This is a genomic window from Streptomyces sp. NBC_00273 (genome assembly GCF_036178145.1).
Taxonomy (GTDB): domain Bacteria; phylum Actinomycetota; class Actinomycetes; order Streptomycetales; family Streptomycetaceae; genus Streptomyces.
Window position 1 is genome coordinate 7,716,949 of sequence record NZ_CP108067.1, and the last position, 16,607, is coordinate 7,733,555.

The 16,607-nt window shown below is 72.6% G+C and carries 16 protein-coding genes; 8 read left to right on the forward strand and 8 right to left on the reverse strand.

Annotation, left to right across the window (positions count from 1 at the left end):
* Positions 1-5: 5 nt before the first annotated feature.
* Positions 6-1,097, forward strand: a complete 1,092-nt coding sequence (locus OG386_RS34575; RefSeq protein ID WP_328791307.1) for a phosphotransferase family protein — start codon at positions 6-8, stop codon at positions 1,095-1,097.
* A gap of 16 nt (positions 1,098-1,113) precedes the next feature.
* Here the strand turns inward: OG386_RS34575 and OG386_RS34580 are convergent, their stop codons facing one another.
* On the reverse strand, positions 1,114-1,593 hold the full coding sequence (locus tag OG386_RS34580; RefSeq protein WP_327386485.1) for a hypothetical protein: 480 nt from the start codon (positions 1,591-1,593) through the stop codon (positions 1,114-1,116).
* A gap of 217 nt (positions 1,594-1,810) precedes the next feature.
* On the opposite strand from OG386_RS34580, the gene OG386_RS34585 reads away from it, so the two are divergent.
* From OG386_RS34585 to fxsA, 4 genes are all read left to right on the forward strand, one after another.
* Positions 1,811-2,251, forward strand: a complete 441-nt coding sequence (locus OG386_RS34585) for an Lrp/AsnC family transcriptional regulator (protein ID WP_030011705.1) — start codon at positions 1,811-1,813, stop codon at positions 2,249-2,251.
* 62 nt (positions 2,252-2,313) lie between these two features.
* Complete coding sequence (locus tag OG386_RS34590) at positions 2,314-3,942, forward strand: amidohydrolase (RefSeq protein WP_328791308.1); 1,629 nt, start codon at positions 2,314-2,316, stop codon at positions 3,940-3,942.
* 304 nt (positions 3,943-4,246) lie between these two features.
* The gene (locus OG386_RS34595) at positions 4,247-5,068 is read left to right on the forward strand and encodes a polyprenol monophosphomannose synthase (RefSeq protein WP_328791309.1); all 822 of its coding nucleotides are present in this window, start codon (positions 4,247-4,249) and stop codon (positions 5,066-5,068) included.
* Between the two features lie 88 nt (positions 5,069-5,156).
* Positions 5,157-5,729: an FxsA family membrane protein gene (fxsA, locus tag OG386_RS34600; protein ID WP_328791310.1), complete on the forward strand. Its 573-nt coding sequence runs from the start codon at positions 5,157-5,159 to the stop codon at positions 5,727-5,729.
* 96 nt (positions 5,730-5,825) lie between these two features.
* Here fxsA and OG386_RS34605 read toward each other — a convergent pair whose 3' ends face one another.
* The 3 genes from OG386_RS34605 to OG386_RS34615 form a co-directional block, all read right to left on the reverse strand.
* The gene (locus OG386_RS34605) at positions 5,826-6,200 is read right to left on the reverse strand and encodes an RNA polymerase-binding protein RbpA (protein WP_007262928.1); all 375 of its coding nucleotides are present in this window, start codon (positions 6,198-6,200) and stop codon (positions 5,826-5,828) included.
* Positions 6,201-6,513: 313 nt separating this feature from the next.
* Entirely contained in the window at positions 6,514-7,941 is a 1,428-nt protein-coding gene (locus OG386_RS34610; RefSeq protein WP_328791311.1) for an MFS transporter, read from the reverse strand.
* 66 nt (positions 7,942-8,007) lie between these two features.
* Positions 8,008-8,778, reverse strand: coding sequence for a glycerophosphodiester phosphodiesterase (locus OG386_RS34615; protein ID WP_328791312.1), 771 nt, complete (start codon positions 8,776-8,778; stop codon positions 8,008-8,010).
* A 227-nt stretch (positions 8,779-9,005) separates the two neighbouring features.
* Between OG386_RS34615 and OG386_RS34620 the strand changes: the two genes are divergently transcribed.
* Positions 9,006-10,508 (forward strand): SCO1417 family MocR-like transcription factor, encoded by a 1,503-nt coding sequence (locus OG386_RS34620; RefSeq protein ID WP_328791313.1) that lies wholly within the window; start codon positions 9,006-9,008, stop codon positions 10,506-10,508.
* Positions 10,509-10,523: 15 nt separating this feature from the next.
* Here the strand turns inward: OG386_RS34620 and OG386_RS34625 are convergent, their stop codons facing one another.
* Positions 10,524-12,152: a hypothetical protein gene (locus OG386_RS34625; RefSeq protein ID WP_328791314.1), complete on the reverse strand. Its 1,629-nt coding sequence runs from the start codon at positions 12,150-12,152 to the stop codon at positions 10,524-10,526.
* Positions 12,153-12,221: 69 nt separating this feature from the next.
* On the reverse strand, positions 12,222-12,416 hold the full coding sequence (locus OG386_RS34630; protein WP_030031218.1) for a hypothetical protein: 195 nt from the start codon (positions 12,414-12,416) through the stop codon (positions 12,222-12,224).
* 330 nt (positions 12,417-12,746) lie between these two features.
* Here OG386_RS34630 and OG386_RS34635 point away from each other — a divergent pair, with 330 nt between their 5' ends.
* Together OG386_RS34635 and OG386_RS34640 are read left to right on the forward strand one after the other, a co-directional pair.
* On the forward strand, positions 12,747-13,169 hold the full coding sequence (locus OG386_RS34635) for an ankyrin repeat domain-containing protein (RefSeq protein WP_327386493.1): 423 nt from the start codon (positions 12,747-12,749) through the stop codon (positions 13,167-13,169).
* 334 nt (positions 13,170-13,503) lie between these two features.
* Positions 13,504-14,901: a HEAT repeat domain-containing protein gene (locus tag OG386_RS34640; protein WP_328791315.1), complete on the forward strand. Its 1,398-nt coding sequence runs from the start codon at positions 13,504-13,506 to the stop codon at positions 14,899-14,901.
* Positions 14,902-14,972: 71 nt separating this feature from the next.
* Here the strand turns inward: OG386_RS34640 and OG386_RS34645 are convergent, their stop codons facing one another.
* Together OG386_RS34645 and OG386_RS34650 are read right to left on the reverse strand one after the other, a co-directional pair.
* A complete protein-coding gene (locus OG386_RS34645) occupies positions 14,973-15,986 on the reverse strand; it encodes a hypothetical protein (RefSeq protein ID WP_328791316.1) in 1,014 nt (337 codons plus the stop codon).
* Positions 15,983-16,561, reverse strand: coding sequence for an RNA polymerase sigma factor (locus OG386_RS34650; RefSeq protein ID WP_328791317.1), 579 nt, complete (start codon positions 16,559-16,561; stop codon positions 15,983-15,985). The genes OG386_RS34645 and OG386_RS34650 overlap by 4 nt, the downstream gene beginning before the upstream one ends.
* Positions 16,562-16,607 lie beyond the last annotated feature (46 nt).

A 16,607-nucleotide genomic window follows, 5' to 3' on the forward strand; every position in this document is an offset into this window, starting at 1 on the left:
CGACCATGGCCACCGCACCACGACCGCGCACCTCCACCCGGGAGCCCGAGGAGCTCGGCCGCCGCCTCGCCGCCTGGTTGGACGCCAGGCTCCCCGGCGCGCGGGTCACGGGCGTCTCGGTCCCCGGATCCAACGGGATGTCCAGCGAGACCCTGCTCTTCGACATAGAGCACCCCGACACCCCGCTGCGCGCCTGCGCGCTGCGGCTCGCCGCCGACCCGGCCGCCTACACCGTCTTCCCGACGTACGACATGTCGCGCCAGCACCGCGTGATGAGCCTGGTCGCCCAGCACACGGACCTGCCCGTACCGCACGTGCAGTGGCTGGAGGAGGACCCGGGGCCGCTGGGGGCGCCGTTCTTCGTGATGGCCCGTGCGGAGGGCCGGGTCCCGCCCGACGTCATGCCCTACACGTACGAGGGCAACTGGCTGCACGCCGCCACCGACGCCGAGCGCGCCGCCCTCCAGGAGGCGAGCATCTCGCTGCTGGCCCGGCTGCACGACCAGTTCCCCTCCAAGGAGGCGGAGTTCCTCCTCCCCGACGGTGAGGGCACGCCGCTGCGCCGGCACGTGGACGCCCAACGCGCCTACTACTCATGGGTGGTGGGCGGGCTCGCGCCGTCCCCGCTCATCGAGCGGGCGTTCGCCCGGCTGGAAGAGCTGTGGCCGCAGGACGAGGGCCCCGCCGTCCTCAACTGGGGCGACGCCCGCATCGGCAACGTCATCTACGACGGCTTCACGCCGGTGGCCGTACTGGACTGGGAGATGGCGGCGTACGCCCCGCGCGAGGTGGACCTCGGCTGGACCGTCTACCTGCACCGGTTCTTCCAGGACCTCACGGTCGGCTTCGGTCAGCCCGGCCTGCCGGACTTCCTGCGCCGCGAGGACCTGGAGCGCCGGTACGCCGAGCTCACCGGCCACACCCCGCGGGACATGGAGTTCCACACCCTCTACGCGGCCCTGCGGCACGGGATCGTGATGCTCCGCATCGCCTACCGGCAGGCCCACTTCGGGGAGGTCGAGGTCCCGGCGGACCCGGACGGCCTGATCCTGCACCACGCCAGCCTGGCCGCCATGGTGCAGGGAACGTACTGGTAGGGGAGCGGAGCGGCCGTCAGGCCGCCTGCGCGTGCTGCTGCCGCGTCTGCGCCTGCGGCCGCGGCAGCACGGGGCTCACCACGCGGATCGGGCGCGAGCCCGGACCGCCGACGTGCGAGAAGGGCTGGGTCCGCCAGTCCAGACCCTGGGGCAGGGTCGACAGGACGACGGGTTCGAGCTCCTGCGCCTCCACCGGCTGGATCATGCCGACGGTGGGCAGGGCGTCGCTCGCGGGCCGGCCGGTGCCCGCGCACACGGTGAGGCCGAAGGGGTTCCAGGGGGTCAGGCAGAGGGCGTGCTGCGGCAGGTACTCCTCGTCCGCGACGAGGGCGATCGACTGGCCGCAGTCGGGGCAGATCGCGTGGTGGATCTCGAACCCCTCGATCTCGTCGAGGTAATCGCCGTCCCCGCCGTCGTCCGGGTAGGTACCGTCCCCGGAATCGAGCGGTTCCAGGGGCTCCGGTTCGGTGCGACCGGCGCGCTTGGTGTTCAGCATGGATGTACTCCCCCTTGGGTGGGCCGGGCGGGCAGGTTCTTCGGCCTCGGCCACAGCAACCAATTCCCGTCGAGCGTCACGAGTAACCACAACAGACAGGCCTCCACCTGCATACCCCTGTGGCCTTGGTCACATGCCTGCCGCAGATGCCTCCAGTGGGCGGACAGCACTGGGCCTGGAGCGCCCTTGGGCCGTAAGTTGAGCGGCTATGAGCGCAATGGAGGAGCTGGACCGCCAGATCGTTGATCTGCTCGTGCGGGACGGGCGGATGAGCTACACGGATCTGGGCAAGGCCACGGGACTGTCCACGTCGGCAGTCCATCAGCGAGTACGACGTCTGGAGCAGCGCGGGGTCATCCGAGGCTATGCGGCCGTGGTCGATCCGGAGGCCGTCGGCCTGCCGCTGACCGCGTTCATCTCGGTCAAGCCCTTCGATCCGAGCGCCCCGGACGACATCGCCGACCGGCTGGCCGGCGTCCCCGAGATCGAGGCCTGTCACAGCGTCGCGGGCGACGAGAACTACATCCTCAAGGTGCGCGTCGCGACGCCGCTGGAACTGGAAGACCTCCTGGGCCGCCTGCGCGCCCTCGCCCACGTCTCGACGCGCACGACGGTCGTGCTGTCCACCCCGTACGAGGCGCGCCCGCCCCGCGTCTGACCCGCGCCCGAGCGGGGACCCGGTGGTCGGGCCGGGGTGGGCGACGCGGGACACTGGTCGGCATGACTGACCGCACCGCCCACTCCGCCGACGCCGCCGGAGCACCGACCCGGACCGTTCTCCTCCGCGGGGGCGAGGTGCACAGCCCCGCCGACCCCTTCGCCACCGCGATGGTCGTCGAGCGCGGCCGCATCGCCTGGGTCGGCTCCGAGGGTGCCGCCGACGCCTTCGCGCAGGGCGTGGACGAGGTCGTCGACCTCGGCGGCGCGCTCGTGACGCCGGCGTTCACCGACGCCCACGTCCACACCACCTCCGCGGGCCTGGCCCTCACCGGTCTGGACCTGACCGGGGCGCGCACGCTGTCCGCCGCGCTGGACCTCGTACGCGCGTACGCCGCGAGCCGTCCGGCCGACCGGGTGCTCCTCGGGCACGGCTGGGACGCCGCGCGCTGGCCCGAGCGCCGGGCCCCGCACCGTGCCGAGCTCGACGAGGCCACCGGCGGCCGCCCGCTCTACCTCAGCCGCGTCGACGTGCACTCGGCCGTGGTCACCACCGCTCTGCTCGCCCTCGTCCCGGGGGTACGGCCCGACGGTGACCGGCCGCTGACCGCTGATGACCACCACGCCGTGCGGCGGGCCGCGCTGGCCGCCGTCACCCCCGCCCAGCGCGCCGAGGCACAGCGGGCCGCCCTCGACCGGGCCGCCTCCCTCGGGATCGGCTCCGTCCACGAGTGCGGCGGGCCCGAGATCTCCTCCGCCGAGGACTTCACGGGTCTGCTGGCCCTCGCTGCCGAGCGGCCGGGGCCGCGCGTGTTCGGGTACTGGGCCGACCGGGACCTCGCACTGGCCAAGGAGCTCGGGGCGGTCGGAGCCGCCGGCGACCTGTTCGTCGACGGCGCCCTCGGCTCGCACACGGCCTGCCTGCACGCCCCGTACGCGGACGCCGCGCACACCGGCACCGAGTACCTCGACGTGCACGCCGTCACCGAGCACGTGGCCGCCTGTACCGAGGAGGGTCTCCAGGCCGGGTTCCATGCCATCGGGGACGCTGCGATCACCGCGGTCGTCGAGGGCGTCCGGGCGGCCGCCGAGAAGGTCGGCCTGGCCCGGGTCCGCGCCGCCCGCCACCGGGTGGAGCACGCGGAGATGATGACCCCCGCCACCATCGCCGCCTTCGCGGAGCTGGGGCTGACCGCCTCCGTGCAGCCCGCGTTCGACGCGGCCTGGGGCGGCGAGGACGGGATGTACGCGGACCGGCTCGGCGTCGGGCGGGCCCGCACGCTCAACCCGTACGCGGCCATGCTCAAGGCCGGCGTCCCGCTGGCCTTCGGCTCGGACGCGCCCGTCACCCCGCTCGACCCGTGGGGCACCGTCCGCGCGGCCGCCTTCCACCGGACTTCCGAGCACCGGATCTCCGTACGGGCCGCCTTCACCGCTCACACGCGGGGCGGCTGGCGGGCGCTGGGCCGCGACGACGCGGGCGTCCTGGTCCCCGGCGCACCCGCCGACTACGCGGTCTGGCAGACGGGTGACCTGGTCGTCCAGGCCCCCGACGACCGGGTCGCCCGCTGGTCCACCGACCCCCGCTCGGGCACCCCCGGACTGCCCGACCTGACCCCCGGATCCGCGCTGCCGGTGTGCCTCGCCACCGTCGTCGGCGGGCGGGAGGTATTCGTACGCCCACAGGGGTGATCCGGTCGGCCTCGGTTCGGTACGGGCGGTCGGACCCGGATAGGTTCGGCCGGGTCCACCACTAGGAAGTCCGTGCCGGACGACTCCGTCTGCGCAGCGCGCCCGCGCCTCGGGGGCGAGGGAAGGTTTCGCCGGGCGGCGGGTGGCCCCGGTCGGGGTCCGCGGTCCAGTAGACAACGGTCACGGCGGCCCGCAGCCAGCGGGTGTCTGACCGGCCCGAAGGACCGCGGGTCCCGGCCACTGTTCTAAAGTCATCCTCTGCGACCAGACGTACAGGACGTGCACGAGCACAAAAGGGGACTCAGTGAGCGACGGCGGACAGCGGACCTACGGACCGCTCGGTACGGCCTTGGTGATCATTCCGACCTACAACGAGGCGGAGAACATCGGGCTGATCGTCGGGCGTGTGCGCGCGGCCGTGCCCGAGGCCCACATCCTCGTCGCGGACGACAACAGTCCGGACGGCACCGGCAAGCTCGCCGACGAGCTGGCGGCCGGCGACGACCACGTCCACGTGCTGCACCGCAAGGGCAAGGAGGGGCTGGGCGCCGCCTACCTGGCGGGCTTCGTCTGGGCCCTGGAGCAGGGCTACGGGGTGATCGTCGAAATGGATGCCGACGGCTCCCACCAGCCCGAGGAGCTGCCCCGCCTGCTGACCGCGCTGGCCGGCGCGGACCTGGTCCTGGGCTCCCGCTGGGTGCCGGGCGGGCGGGTGGTGAACTGGCCGAAGAGCCGGGAGTTCATCTCGCGCGGCGGTTCGACGTACTCCCGGCTGATGCTGAACCTCCCGATGCGGGACGTGACCGGCGGCTACCGGGCCTTCCGCCGGGAGACCCTGGAGGGGCTGGGGCTGGACGAGGTGGCCTCGGCGGGCTACTGCTTCCAGGTCGACCTGGCACGCAGGGCCGTGCAGAAGGGCTTCCGCGTGGTGGAGGTCCCGATCACGTTCGTCGAGCGTGAGTTCGGCGACAGCAAGATGAGCAAGGACATCCTGGTCGAGGCGCTGTGGCGGGTCACCCAGTGGGGCATCAAGGCCCAGGCTTCCAAGCTGCTGGGCAAGGACAGCGGTGCGGACGGCGGCAAGGACGGTGGCGCGCAGACCGGCAAGCCGGGAAGCGGAGCCTGACGGTCCGGCCGGGCCCGGGCACCCCTAGGGGATGTCCGGTACCTCCGGCTGAGGCCGCTTTTATGCGGCTCCAGGCACACTGGATGGTATGACGACCGGCATGTCCACGGCCCCTCGGCGGCGCTCGCCCGCCCGTACGTTCCTTCCCCTGGCGATCGCCGCCTGGCTGATCCTGGAGATCTGGCTGCTCACCGTGGTCGCGGACGTGGCCGGCGGACTCGCCGTGGCCGCGCTGCTCGCGGGCGGCATGGTCCTGGGCGCGGTGGTCATCAAGCGGGCGGGGCGGCGTGCCTTCAAGAACCTGGCGAGCACCTTCCAGCAGGCCCAGCAGGGGCAGCAGCCCGCTCCGCAGCAGCCCGGCCAGGGCAACGGCCTCACGATGCTGGCGGGCTTGCTCCTGATGCTGCCGGGCCTGATCTCCGACGTGGCGGGTCTGGTCCTGCTGCTGCCGCCCGTCCGGGCCTGGATCGGCCGCAGGGTGGCCCGTTCGCTGGAGCGGAAGATGGCCTCGGCCCCCGCCGACAGCTTCGGCGGCGCCTTCCAGCAGGCCCGTATCCACTACCCCGACGGCAAGGTCGTCCAGGGCGAGGTCATCCGCGAGGAGCGTCCCGGCCGGCAGGACGGCCCGGACGTCGCGTACCGCCCGCCGCTGACTCCATAAGAAGAGCCGGGAGCGGGCCGAGTAAACGGACAAGCCGAGGGGCCCCGCCACACGGTGTGTGGCGGGGCCCCTCGGCTTTGTGTATCCGTCCGGCTGTCAGGCGGACTTGCGGCTGTCCCGCGGATGCACGGCAATGTTCATGGCGCCGGAACGCAGGACTGCAAGCCTCTCGGCCAGCACTTCCTCCAGCTCCTCGCGGGTGCGTCGCTCCATGAGCATGTCCCAGTGCGTTCGCGCGGGCTTGCCCTTCTTCTCTTCGGGCCCATCCCCGTCCACCAGGAGTGCCATGGCGCCGCACGCCTTGCACTCCCACTCCGGCGGAATTTCTGCCTCAACCGAGAACGGCATCTCAAATCGATGTCCGTTCTGGCATGCGTACTCCACCGCCTGGCGCGGGGCCAGATCGATGCCGCGGTCCGTCTCGTAGCTGGTAACCACGAGGCGCGTACCGCGGAGAGCTCGCTCACTCATGAATCGTGCCTCCCGGGCTTGTCGCCCACAGGACAGGTGTCGCTGTCGTCGTCATCCGGTCAACGTCCGGTCGGCGGTATAGATTCCCGCTCCGGGTCATGCGTCGCCCGTCGTGCCGCCCCTTGTTGTACCCACCAGTGCCCGTTTTGTCACATCTGGCAGCAGATGTCACCCAACGTCCACGCTTATTGAGCGCGCAGTAACGGTCCGCCTGGCAGGCCAAAGGCGTACACTACCGCCCCTTTGCTTCAACGTCTAAATTCGTTCGGAATTCGTTCGTAGATCCGGGCGGAGCGCGCTCGCGGACCCACCCTCAGATCCGCTCCGGTACAGGATTGCCTGCCGCCTCCACCGCGCGCCGCACCGGCACTCGCGCCAGGAGCACGAATCCCAGTGCGAAGAAGACCACCAGCGAGATGATCGCGTCCCGGTAGCTGCCCGTGAGCTGGTACGTCAGGCCGAACACCAGCGGCCCCACCCAGCTCAGGCCCCGGTCGCTCATCTCGTACGCCGAGAAGTACTCGGCCTCCTTGCCCGCCGGTACCAGGTGCGAGAACAGCGAGCGCGAGAGCGCCTGGCTGCCTCCCAGCACCAGCCCGATCATCGCGGCGAGGGCGAAGAACCACACCGGGGTCCGGGCCGGCAGGAAGTATCCGGCCGCCAGCGTCACCGCCCACGCGGCCAGCGAGCCCAGGATCGTCCGCTTCGCTCCGTAGCTCCGGGCGAGGCGGCCCATGCCCAGGGCGCCCGCCACCGCCAGGACCTGCACCAGCAGCACCGCCCCGATCAGGGTGGACTGCTCCAGCTTCAGCTCCTCCGAGCCGTAGATGGAGGCCTGGGAGATCACGGTCTGCACGCCGTCGTTGTAGATCAGGTACGCCAGCAGGAACGACAGGGTCAGCGGGTAGCGCCGCATGTCCTTCAACGTGGCGACGAGCTGCTTCCAGCCGCTGACGGCCGGAGCCGCCCCCGGCTCCCGGACCACGGCCCGGTCCCGCAGCCGGCGCAGCGGGATCAGCGCGAAGGCCCCCCACCACAGGCCCGCGGAGGCCAGGCAGATCCGGATCGCCATGCCCTCGGAGAGGCCGAAGGAGTCGTGCCCCATGTAGAGCACCAGGTTCACCACCAGCATCACGGACCCGGCGGTGTAGCCGAACGCCCAGCCCCGCGAGGAGACGGTGTCCCGTTCGTCGGGGGTGGAGATCTGCGGCAGGTAGGCGTTGTAGAGCACCATCGAGACGGACAGGGAGGCGTTCGCCACGACGAGCAGCAGGCCGCCCAGCAGGTAGCGCTCACCGCCCAGGAAGAACATTCCGGCGGTCGCTGCGGCGCCCGTGTACGCGGCCGCGGCCAGCAGCGGCTTCTTGCGTCCGGTCCGGTCGGCTACGGCCCCCACCAGCGGCATCAGCAGGACGGCCAGGATCACCGAGGCCGAGACGGAGTAGGCGAAGAAGGATCCGGCGCGCACCGGTATGCCCAGCGGGTGCACGAAGCCCTCGGCGTCCGCGGCGGCCTTGGCCACGGCCGTCAGGTAGGGGCCGAGGAACACGGTCAGCACGCTCGCCGAGTAGACCGAGACGGCGAAGTCGTAGAAGTACCAGCCCCGCTGCTCGCGCTTGCGCTCGGCGGCCCCGGCAGTCGGGTCCGTCGCGGCGGTCGGCTCCGTCGGGGCGGCTGCGGCTCTACCGCCGTCCGTCCCGGGTTCCGCTTCTTCGGTCCTGCTGCGCTCTTCCGCACTCATGCGGTGTCCCCCTCGCTGGTCCCGTTCCGCAGCGGCACTCCGGCCGGGCGGGGGGTGAAGGGCGCGTCAGGCCCAGGCCCCACGCCGGTCCAGCACCGTGCGCAAGATGTCGATCCGGTCGGTCATGATGCCATCGACACCCAGGTCGAGGAGAGCCTCCATACGTTCCGGTTCGTTCACGGTCCAGACGTGCACCTGGAGTCCCCGCTCGTGCGCGGTCCGTACGAACCGGCGGTCGACCACGCGGATGCCGGCCTGGGTTTCCGGAACCTGCGCCGCCACCGCGCCCACGCGCAGGGCCGCGGGAATGGCGTACGAGCGCAGCCGCAGGCCGAGCACCCCGCGCACGCCGTAGGAGGTCGCCAGCCGGGGCCCGGCGATCTTCTGGGCGCGGGCCACCCGGCTCTCCGAGAAGGAGCTCACGCAGACCCGGTCCCAGATCCCGGCCCGGGCGATCAGGTTGACCAGCGGGTGCAGCGCCGATTCGGCCTTGATGTCGATGTTCCAGCGGGCGTCCGGGAACTCCTCCAGCAGGTCTTCGAGGAGCGGCAGCGGCTCGGTGCCCCCCACCCGGGCTTCGCGGATCTTCTTCCAGGGCAGTTCGGCGATCCGGCCCTGCCCGTCGGTGACCCGGTCCAGCGTGGAGTCGTGGAAGGCGACGAGTTTGCCGTCCACGGTGGCGTGCACATCGGTCTCGAAGTACCGGTAGCCCGCTTCGGCGGCCCGGCGGAAGGCGGCGGCGGTGTTCTCCAGCCCGTCCGCGGCACCGCCCCGGTGCGCGAAGGGGATCGGAGCCGGGTGGTCCAGATAAGGATGGCGAAGGCGTACGTGCGTCACGGCGGCAGTATGCCTCTTGTTGCCCGTGAGGACGGTGCGGCCCGGTGGCTGCGCGGTGAACGGCGCGCCGCCGCAGTCGTGCGGCCCCCACTGCCGAGCGTTCGGGTACCCCCCCGCCCCTGGTCCCGGTGGACCCCGGCGTGACAGGGTGTGGGAGCGGAAGCAATCCAATACCGGCCGCGCCCGGGGTCGGGCGAGGCCAATTCGACGAAGGTGGACCGGACAGCATGGCCGAATGGACCTCAGCGGTCGGTGCCGCACAGCTAGCCCGCCTCATCGCCTCACAGCAGGAGCGGACCAGCGTCCCCGGGGCGCGCAAGCTGCCCGCCTACCGGACCCTCGCCGACGGCATCCGCCTGCTCGTCCTCGAAGGCCGCGTCCCCGTCGCCGCCCGGCTGCCCGCCGAGCGGGAACTGGCCGTCGCCCTCTCCCTCAGTCGCACCACCGTCGCCGCCGCCTACGAGGCCCTGCGGGGCGAGGGGTTCCTGGAGTCCCGCCGCGGCTCCGGCAGCTGGACCTCCGTACCGGCCGGGAACCCGCTGCCCGCCCGGGGCCTCGAGCCGCTGCCGCCCGAGTCCCTCGGCTCGATGATCGACCTCGGCTGCGCCGCGCTCCCCGCCCCCGAGCCGTGGCTCACCAAGGCCGTCCAGGGCGCCCTGGAGGAGCTGCCGCCGTACGCGCACACCCACGGGGACTACCCGGCGGGCCTGCCCGCGCTGCGCCGGATGCTCGCCGACCGCTACACCGAGCAGGGCATCCCCACCATGCCCGAGCAGATCATGGTCACCACCGGCGCAATGGGCGCCATCGACGCCATCTGCAGCCTCTTCGCCGGGCGGGGGGAGCGGATCGCCGTCGAGTCCCCCTCTTACGCCAACATCCTCCAGCTGATGCGCGCCGCCGGGGTCCGCCTCGTGCCCGTCGCCATGGCCGACGGCCTGCGCGGCTGGGACATGGACGTCTGGCGCCAGGTGCTGCGCGATTCGGCCCCCCGCCTCGCCTACGTGGTCGCCGACTTCCACAACCCGACCGGAGCCCTGGCCTCCGAGGAGCAGCGCCGCGCGATGGTGGAGGCCGCCCGCTCGGCCGGCACCGTCCTGGTGGCCGACGAGACCATGCTGGAGCTCCGGCTGGACCCGGGCCTGGAGATGCCCCGCCCGGTGTGCTCCTTCGACCCGGCCGGCAGCACGGTCATCACGGTGGGCTCCGCCAGCAAGGCGTTCTGGGCGGGCATGCGGATCGGCTGGGTCCGCGCGGCCCCCGACGTGATCCGCAGCCTGGTCGCCGCCCGCGCCTACGCCGACCTGGGCACCCCGGTGCTGGAGCAGCTCGCGGTGAACTGGCTGATGCGGACGGGGGGCTGGCAGGAGGCCGTCGAGATCCGCCGCGAGCAGGCCCGGGAGAACCGCGACGCACTGGTCGCGGCGGTCCGCAGGGAGCTGCCGGACTGGGAGTTCGAGGTGCCGCAGGGCGGGCTGACCCTGTGGGCCCGCGCGGGCGGGCTCTCCGGCTCCCGGCTGGCCGAAGTGGGGGAGCGGGTCGGGGTACGGGTCCCCTCGGGGCCGCGGTTCGGCGTGGACGGGGCCTTCGAGGGCTACGTCCGGCTGCCGTTCACCGTGGGCGGGCCGGTGGCCGAAGAGGCCGCTTCCCGGCTGGCGGCGGCGGCCCGGCTGGTCGGCACGGGCGCGGGCGGCAGCGGGGCGGAGCCGCCGCGCACGTTCGTGGCGTAGCCCGTCGCAAACGCCTTACGAAGCCTCGGCGGGCACTTCCGGAATCTCCGGGGCGTCCGAAGCCGGGCCCTGCGCCGGCTGCCCCTGGAGCGCCTTGTCCAGCGTGCTCCGGTCCCGCCCGGCGCCCCCGCCGGGCGCGAGCCGACCCGGCAGCAGCTCCAGCACGGCCTGGCGGTACGCCGGGTGCGCGGCCTCGTCGTACGGGTCCGGGGTGGCGGGCACCTGGAGCCGGTGCACGGGCCCGGTGCCGAGCCGGGCGTACCCGCGCCCGGGCGGCACCTGTGCCGTCGGGGTGGTGTGCGGCGGCAGCCCCAGTACGTCGGCGACCTGCTGGACCGCGGCGGGCCCGAGCACGATGCGGGCGCGGGTGTGCTGCCAGACCGCGTCGTTCAACAGTTCCAGGTGCCCGAACTGCTCGACCACCACCACGGTGACGTGCGCGGGCCGTCCGTGCCGCAACGGCACCTGTAGCTGGGCCAGCGGGTCGGGGCCGCCCCCGGCGACGGCGAGGTGGGCCAGCACGCTCGGCTGGTCCAGCAGGATCCACAGGGGTCGTCGGGTGTCCTCGGGCGCGGGCCGTCCGACCTCCCGGGCCCGGTGGGTGGCGATGAGCCGCCGTTCGGTCTCCTGCGCGGCCCATTCCAGCGTGGCCTGCGCCCCGACCGGTCCGCATTCCACGGCGAGGACGCCGCTGCGGCCGGAGAGGCAGGAGTACTCGCCGTTGCCGCCGCCGTCGACGATCAGTACGTCGCCCCCGTGCCGCAGGGCCTGCAGGGCGACGGAGCGCAGCAGGGTGGAGGTGCCGCTGCCGGGCTGGCCGACGGCCAGCAGGTGGGGTTCGGTGGAGCGGGGCCCGGTGCGCCAGATCACCGGCGGTACGTCCCGGGGCTCGTCGCCTTCCAGGACGGGCAGGGTGCGTTGCACGCCGCCGGCGTCGGTGAAGCCGAGCACGGTCTCGCCGGGGGAGGTGACGAACGGCTGGGCGGCGATGCCCGTCGGCAGTGCCGCCAGCACTCTCAGGTCGAGCTGGTTGCCCTCCTCGTCCCAGTCGAAGAGGTACTCCCGTCCGCGCCCGGACTTGGCGTGCAGCAGTGCCTCGATCCGGGCCCGTGAGGTGGCCTCGCCGTCGGTGAAGTAGGCCGGGTAGCGGATGTGGAGCCGGGTGATGCGGCCCGCCCCGTCGAACTCGTAGCCACTGAAGGCCTTGTCCCAGTCCCCGCCGTGGGCGAAGAGCGGACTGGGGTCTTCCGGGATGGAGAAGTACGGCACGAGGGCTTCGTAGAGGGAGGCGAGCCGTTCGGTCTCGGCATCGCTGGGTCCGGTCTTCGTCGGGGTGCGGTCGCGTCCGTGCCAGGCCGCGGCCGCCATGAGGGTGATCAGGGCGAGGAGGGGGCCGTAGGGGACGAGTGCGACCACGAGGACGCAGGCGGCTCCCAGGAACAGCGCGGGACCGCGCTTGTCCTTGGGGGTCTGCGACCACCGGCGCCGCCCGGCCGCGGCCAGGATGCGCAGGCCGCGTCCGATCACGAGGAGCGGATGGATGACGTCCGTGGCATTGTCGGCGGCCGTGCGAGCGAGGTCGCGGCCCCGGGTCAGCGACGTGGTGCCGCTGCTGAGGATGCGGGGAAGTGGGCGCCGGGCCACGGGCGTCTCCTGGAGTTGTGGGTGTGACGGTGTTCCGGGTGCTGCTGGTGTCGCTGCGTGATGGCCGGGCTAGAGCTTGATCCCGCCGAGCAGGCTCGCGAGGCTCGCCGTGCTCGCCGTGATGCTCGGGGCGATGGCGGAGCCGGCGAGGAAGAAGCCGAAGAGCGAGCAGACGAACGCGTGCGTCAGCTTCATCCCGTCCTTCTTGAAGAAGAGGAAGCAGATGATGCCGAGCAGGACCACGCCTGAGATGGACAGGACCATGAGTTCTTCTCCTGGTTGGTGGGGACAGTCACCATCAGTTCTTCCAGGCTCACAGGAAGTATCAATGCGACAAAAGGTGCATACGAGTGAATTTGCGGGTTTTTCACTTGACTGGCCCTGCCCGGCTGGCATGCCCGGCGCGTAGGGAGTCGAAGGTGATCATTGCCTCGGCCCGACCCGGACATGTGCAGGCCAGGGCGCTACTCTGACGATTCACCCGTACGGACGCAGCGCCGTGCACCCCCCTGCCCGCCCGGCCCCCGACCGGGTCTTCGACGTCGTGACGGGCGGGCGGACCATGTCAGCAACGAGTGAAAGGCGGTACGGACCATGAGCGAGCACGCAGCCGGGGGCTCCGGTTCCCAGGGCGTCCCCGACGAGGACGTCATCGAGCTGGCCACCAAGATCTTCGACCTCGCCCGCCAGGGCGAGACCGAGGCGCTCACCGCCTACCTGGACGCCGGGGTCCCGGCGAACCTCACCAACGACCGCGGCGACACCCTGGTCATGCTCGCCGCCTACCACGGCCACGCCGAGGCCGTGTCCGCCCTGCTGGCCCGCGGCGCCGAGGCCGACCGCGCCAACGACCGCGGCCAGACCCCGCTCGCCGGCGCCGTCTTCAAGGGCGAAGGGGCCGTCATCCGCGCCCTGCTCGCCGGTGGGGCCGACCCGAAGGCCGGAACGCCCTCCGCCGTGGACACGGCGCGCATGTTCGCCAAGGCCGACCTGCTGGAACTTTTCGGAGCCGAGTAGTCCGGTTTTGCCTGGGATCTGGCCGGGCCCGGACACATCCCGACCTCACAGGTTGGTCACGGCGGCCATAAATGTGGTCGCGGTGCACAAACCGGCTGGGTCATCATGGCGTCGGATTCGATTCGCGAGCACGGGGGACGGGCAGAAGCGGGCGAGACACGAAGCGTGATCCGGCCGGCCCGGCCTCCATGGTCACGAAGCACCGACGAGAGTGAGAAGAAGGCAATGGTCTACATCGAGCGGAACATGACGGCGGACGTCCTCACATGCTGTTACGCGGCCCTGTGAATCCCGATTCCCGGTTGCGTCCCCAGCTTGATTTGAGGCCATTCCCATGTTCGAACCAGTCATAGCACCGAGCGGTACCCTGCTCGGTCTCCTTCAGCGAGGCCGTGGCGACGGCACGCTGCACGCACTCGCGGCACCCAGGGCGGAGGCCCTCGAGGCCCTCAACCAGTGCGTGCTCCGCGACCCGCGCCAGGACTGGCAGGTCGAGAACCGCTCCTTGTACTACGCCCGGTTGTACCTGGACCTCGCCGGTCCACTGGGCGAGATCGAGGCCCACCTCTTCAGCGCCGACGACCTCGTCGACGAAGAGGACCACCGCACGGGCCTCGCCCTGTCCGTCCTGGGCCACCTGGCCTCCTACGGCCGCGACGACGCGCTCATGCTGCTGCGCCGCTACGCGGCCTCGGGGGCGAACTGGGCCTGGGCGCTCGACGAGCTGGCCCTGCGCGACGACGACGAAGGCCTGCGGTCCCTGGCCCCGGCCGTCCTCGCCCGCTTCCCCGGCACGGCCGAGGGCGAGGCGCGGCTGGCCGCCGCCGTCCGCGACGCCTACGAGCCCCGTCCGTGGTGCCTGTGGGAGGAGACCCCGCAGTACGGGGAGCGCCTGCGCGCCGCCCGTCAGCAGGGTTCCTTCGACCGCTGGCAGCGCCAGATGACCCCGAGCGGCCCCCGGCCCGGCTGGGGCGTCCAGGCCGTCTTCGACTGGGCCGCCGACGGACTGCGCCGCGGTACCCCGCTGCACGTCCCCGCGGCCCGCTGCCTCGCCGCCGTGGCCCAGCCCGAGGACCGCTCCGCCATCCTCGCGGCCGCCGCCGGCGCCGACGGCGAGGCCGCCCGGGCCACCGCCCTGCACCACCTGGTCCTCGCCGAGCCGGAGAACCCGGCCGTGCTGGACCTCATCGAAGCCGCCGCCGACGAGCCCGCCGTGGCCGCCTACGAGCGCATGTGCGGCCCCGGGGCCGTCGAACGGGCCCGACGCTGGGTCCACCGCCCCGACGCGCTCGGCGAGGCCGCCGCGGCCATCCTGGCCGCCCGCGGCGGAGCCGAGGACGCGGGCCTGGTGCTGGGCGCCCTGCGCTCCACCGTGCGCGGCGCGGGCCCGGACACCCGGCGCCTGTTCGCCCTGGTGGACGGCGCAGGCCGGCTCGCCGTCGGCTGCGCGGCCCCCGTGCTGCGCCACATCTACCGCGAGACCGCCTCGTCCCACCTGCGCGGCCGGGCCGCACGGGCCCTGGCCAGCACCGACCCCACCTTCGCGGCGGGCTTCGCCGTCGAATGCCTGTGGGACTGCGAGGAGACCACCCGCGAGGTGGCGGCCCGCCACGCCGAGACGGCCGACGCACGCGTGGCGCCCCGGCTGCGCCGCCTGGCCGCCGATCCGGCGGAGGAGGAGGACGTCCAGTCGGCCGTCCGCAGCCGCATCACACCGGAGTCCGCCGTGTAGCGGGTCGCAGGCGCGCGGACGCCCCGGCCTGAGGAAGACCGGGGCGTCCGGGGCTCATCGCGAAGAGGGCGTCACCCGCCCAGCAAGAGGGGGTCGACCTCGCAGGCGGTGACCTCGGACGTCTTCTGCACGCCGTAACCGACCGTGGCGCCGGGGTCCGACCCGCTCGCCGGCTTCTTGAGGACGAGGGTGTACCCCGGAGGCACCGTCTTGGAGTTGATCCTCAACGTGCTCTCCTCCCGCCCTCGGGCCAGTTCGGTCTCGGGGTCGGCTTGCCTACCGGAATGGCGGTACCCGCGGCCCAGGTGTGTGCACTCCGACCGGGGCTTCAGCTCGGTCACCGCGACGCTGACGCCCTGTTCCTGCAGGCTCCGGACCACCTCTGGCACATCGGCGAGCCTGGGCGCGGGGATCTCGATGGTCCTGCCGGGGTCCTTCGGGGGCTCGGAGCGCGCTTTCAGTGCTTCCTCCAGGCCCTCCGAGTAGTCGATCGTGCAGGACGGGATCCTGGCCGGCTCCACCACGTTGAAGTCGGCCCTCCGATCGCCCAGCGGGTAGTGCTCCGCCCACGCGAACGTGAGCGTGTAGCCCTGCGGGACCGTCTTCGCGTTGACCTTGAAGAACCACCCGTCATCGCCGCGCTGCAGGACCACGGCCTCGGGGTCGCCCATCGCATCGAAGCCCCCGCGTATGAGCTCGGAGCTGCACTGGGACAGCGGCCGCTTCGGGACCAGCGCGACCTGGACCCCCAGTTCCTTGAGCCGGTCGGCCAGGGCCGGGACCTGCTGCTGCTCGGGCATCCTGAACCGGAGCGAGCCGTCCGGGTCCTTCTTGATCTCGGGCGCGTCCGCGGCCGAAGGGCTCGGCGAGCCGGTGGGACCGACCGACGGCAGCGAGCCGTTGCGGGTACTGCCGGGCAGGGCCATCACGGCGAGGACGACGGCCGTCGCGATGCCCACCGCGAGCGGGATGCCGTAGCGGCGGGTCAGGGAGCGGGCGGGAGCCGGGGCCGGAGCCTCCTGCGGGAGACGGGCCAGCAGCGCCGCCTTGAGTCGGTCCTCGAACCCGCCGGGCCTGGTGCTCATCGGGCTGCCTCCAACTGCGTTTCGGTGACGGCGGCGGTCCCGGTCCCGCGCAGCGCGCGGCGGGCCCGGTGGAGGCGGACGCGGATGGTCGCCTGGGTGACGCCGAGGGCTTGGGCGGCCTCGGCCGGGGTGAGTTCGTCGATGACTACGAGGTCGAGGGCCGCGCGCAGCGGCTCGGAAAGGGCGGCGTGACGCTCCGCCAGGGCCCTGAAGGCCCGCTGGGCGTCGATCCGTTCCTCCAGGGCCGCGACGTCCTCGTCCTCCAGGAGGCGGCGGCCGCTCAGCCGCGCCAGGGCGCCGCTCTCGCGGGCCAGCCCGCGGGCGTGGCCCGACAGGACGTTGCGGGCTATGCCGAACAGCCAGGCGATCGGTGCTCCCCTGTTGGGCCGGTAGCCGGAGGCCGAGCCCATCGCCGCGAGGAAGATGTCCGCCGTCAGATCCGCCGCCAGGTGCGGGTCGGCGACCCGGCGGGTGACGAACCCGAGCACGGCGTCAATGTGCTCCTCGTAGAACGCGCCGAATCCCTCTTGCGTGGTGAGATCCGGTGGCCCGGTCTTCCGTCTTGGGCTTCGCACCCTGGTTCCTCCCCTGCGTCGGGGACCCGGTCGGTCCCCTCATCCG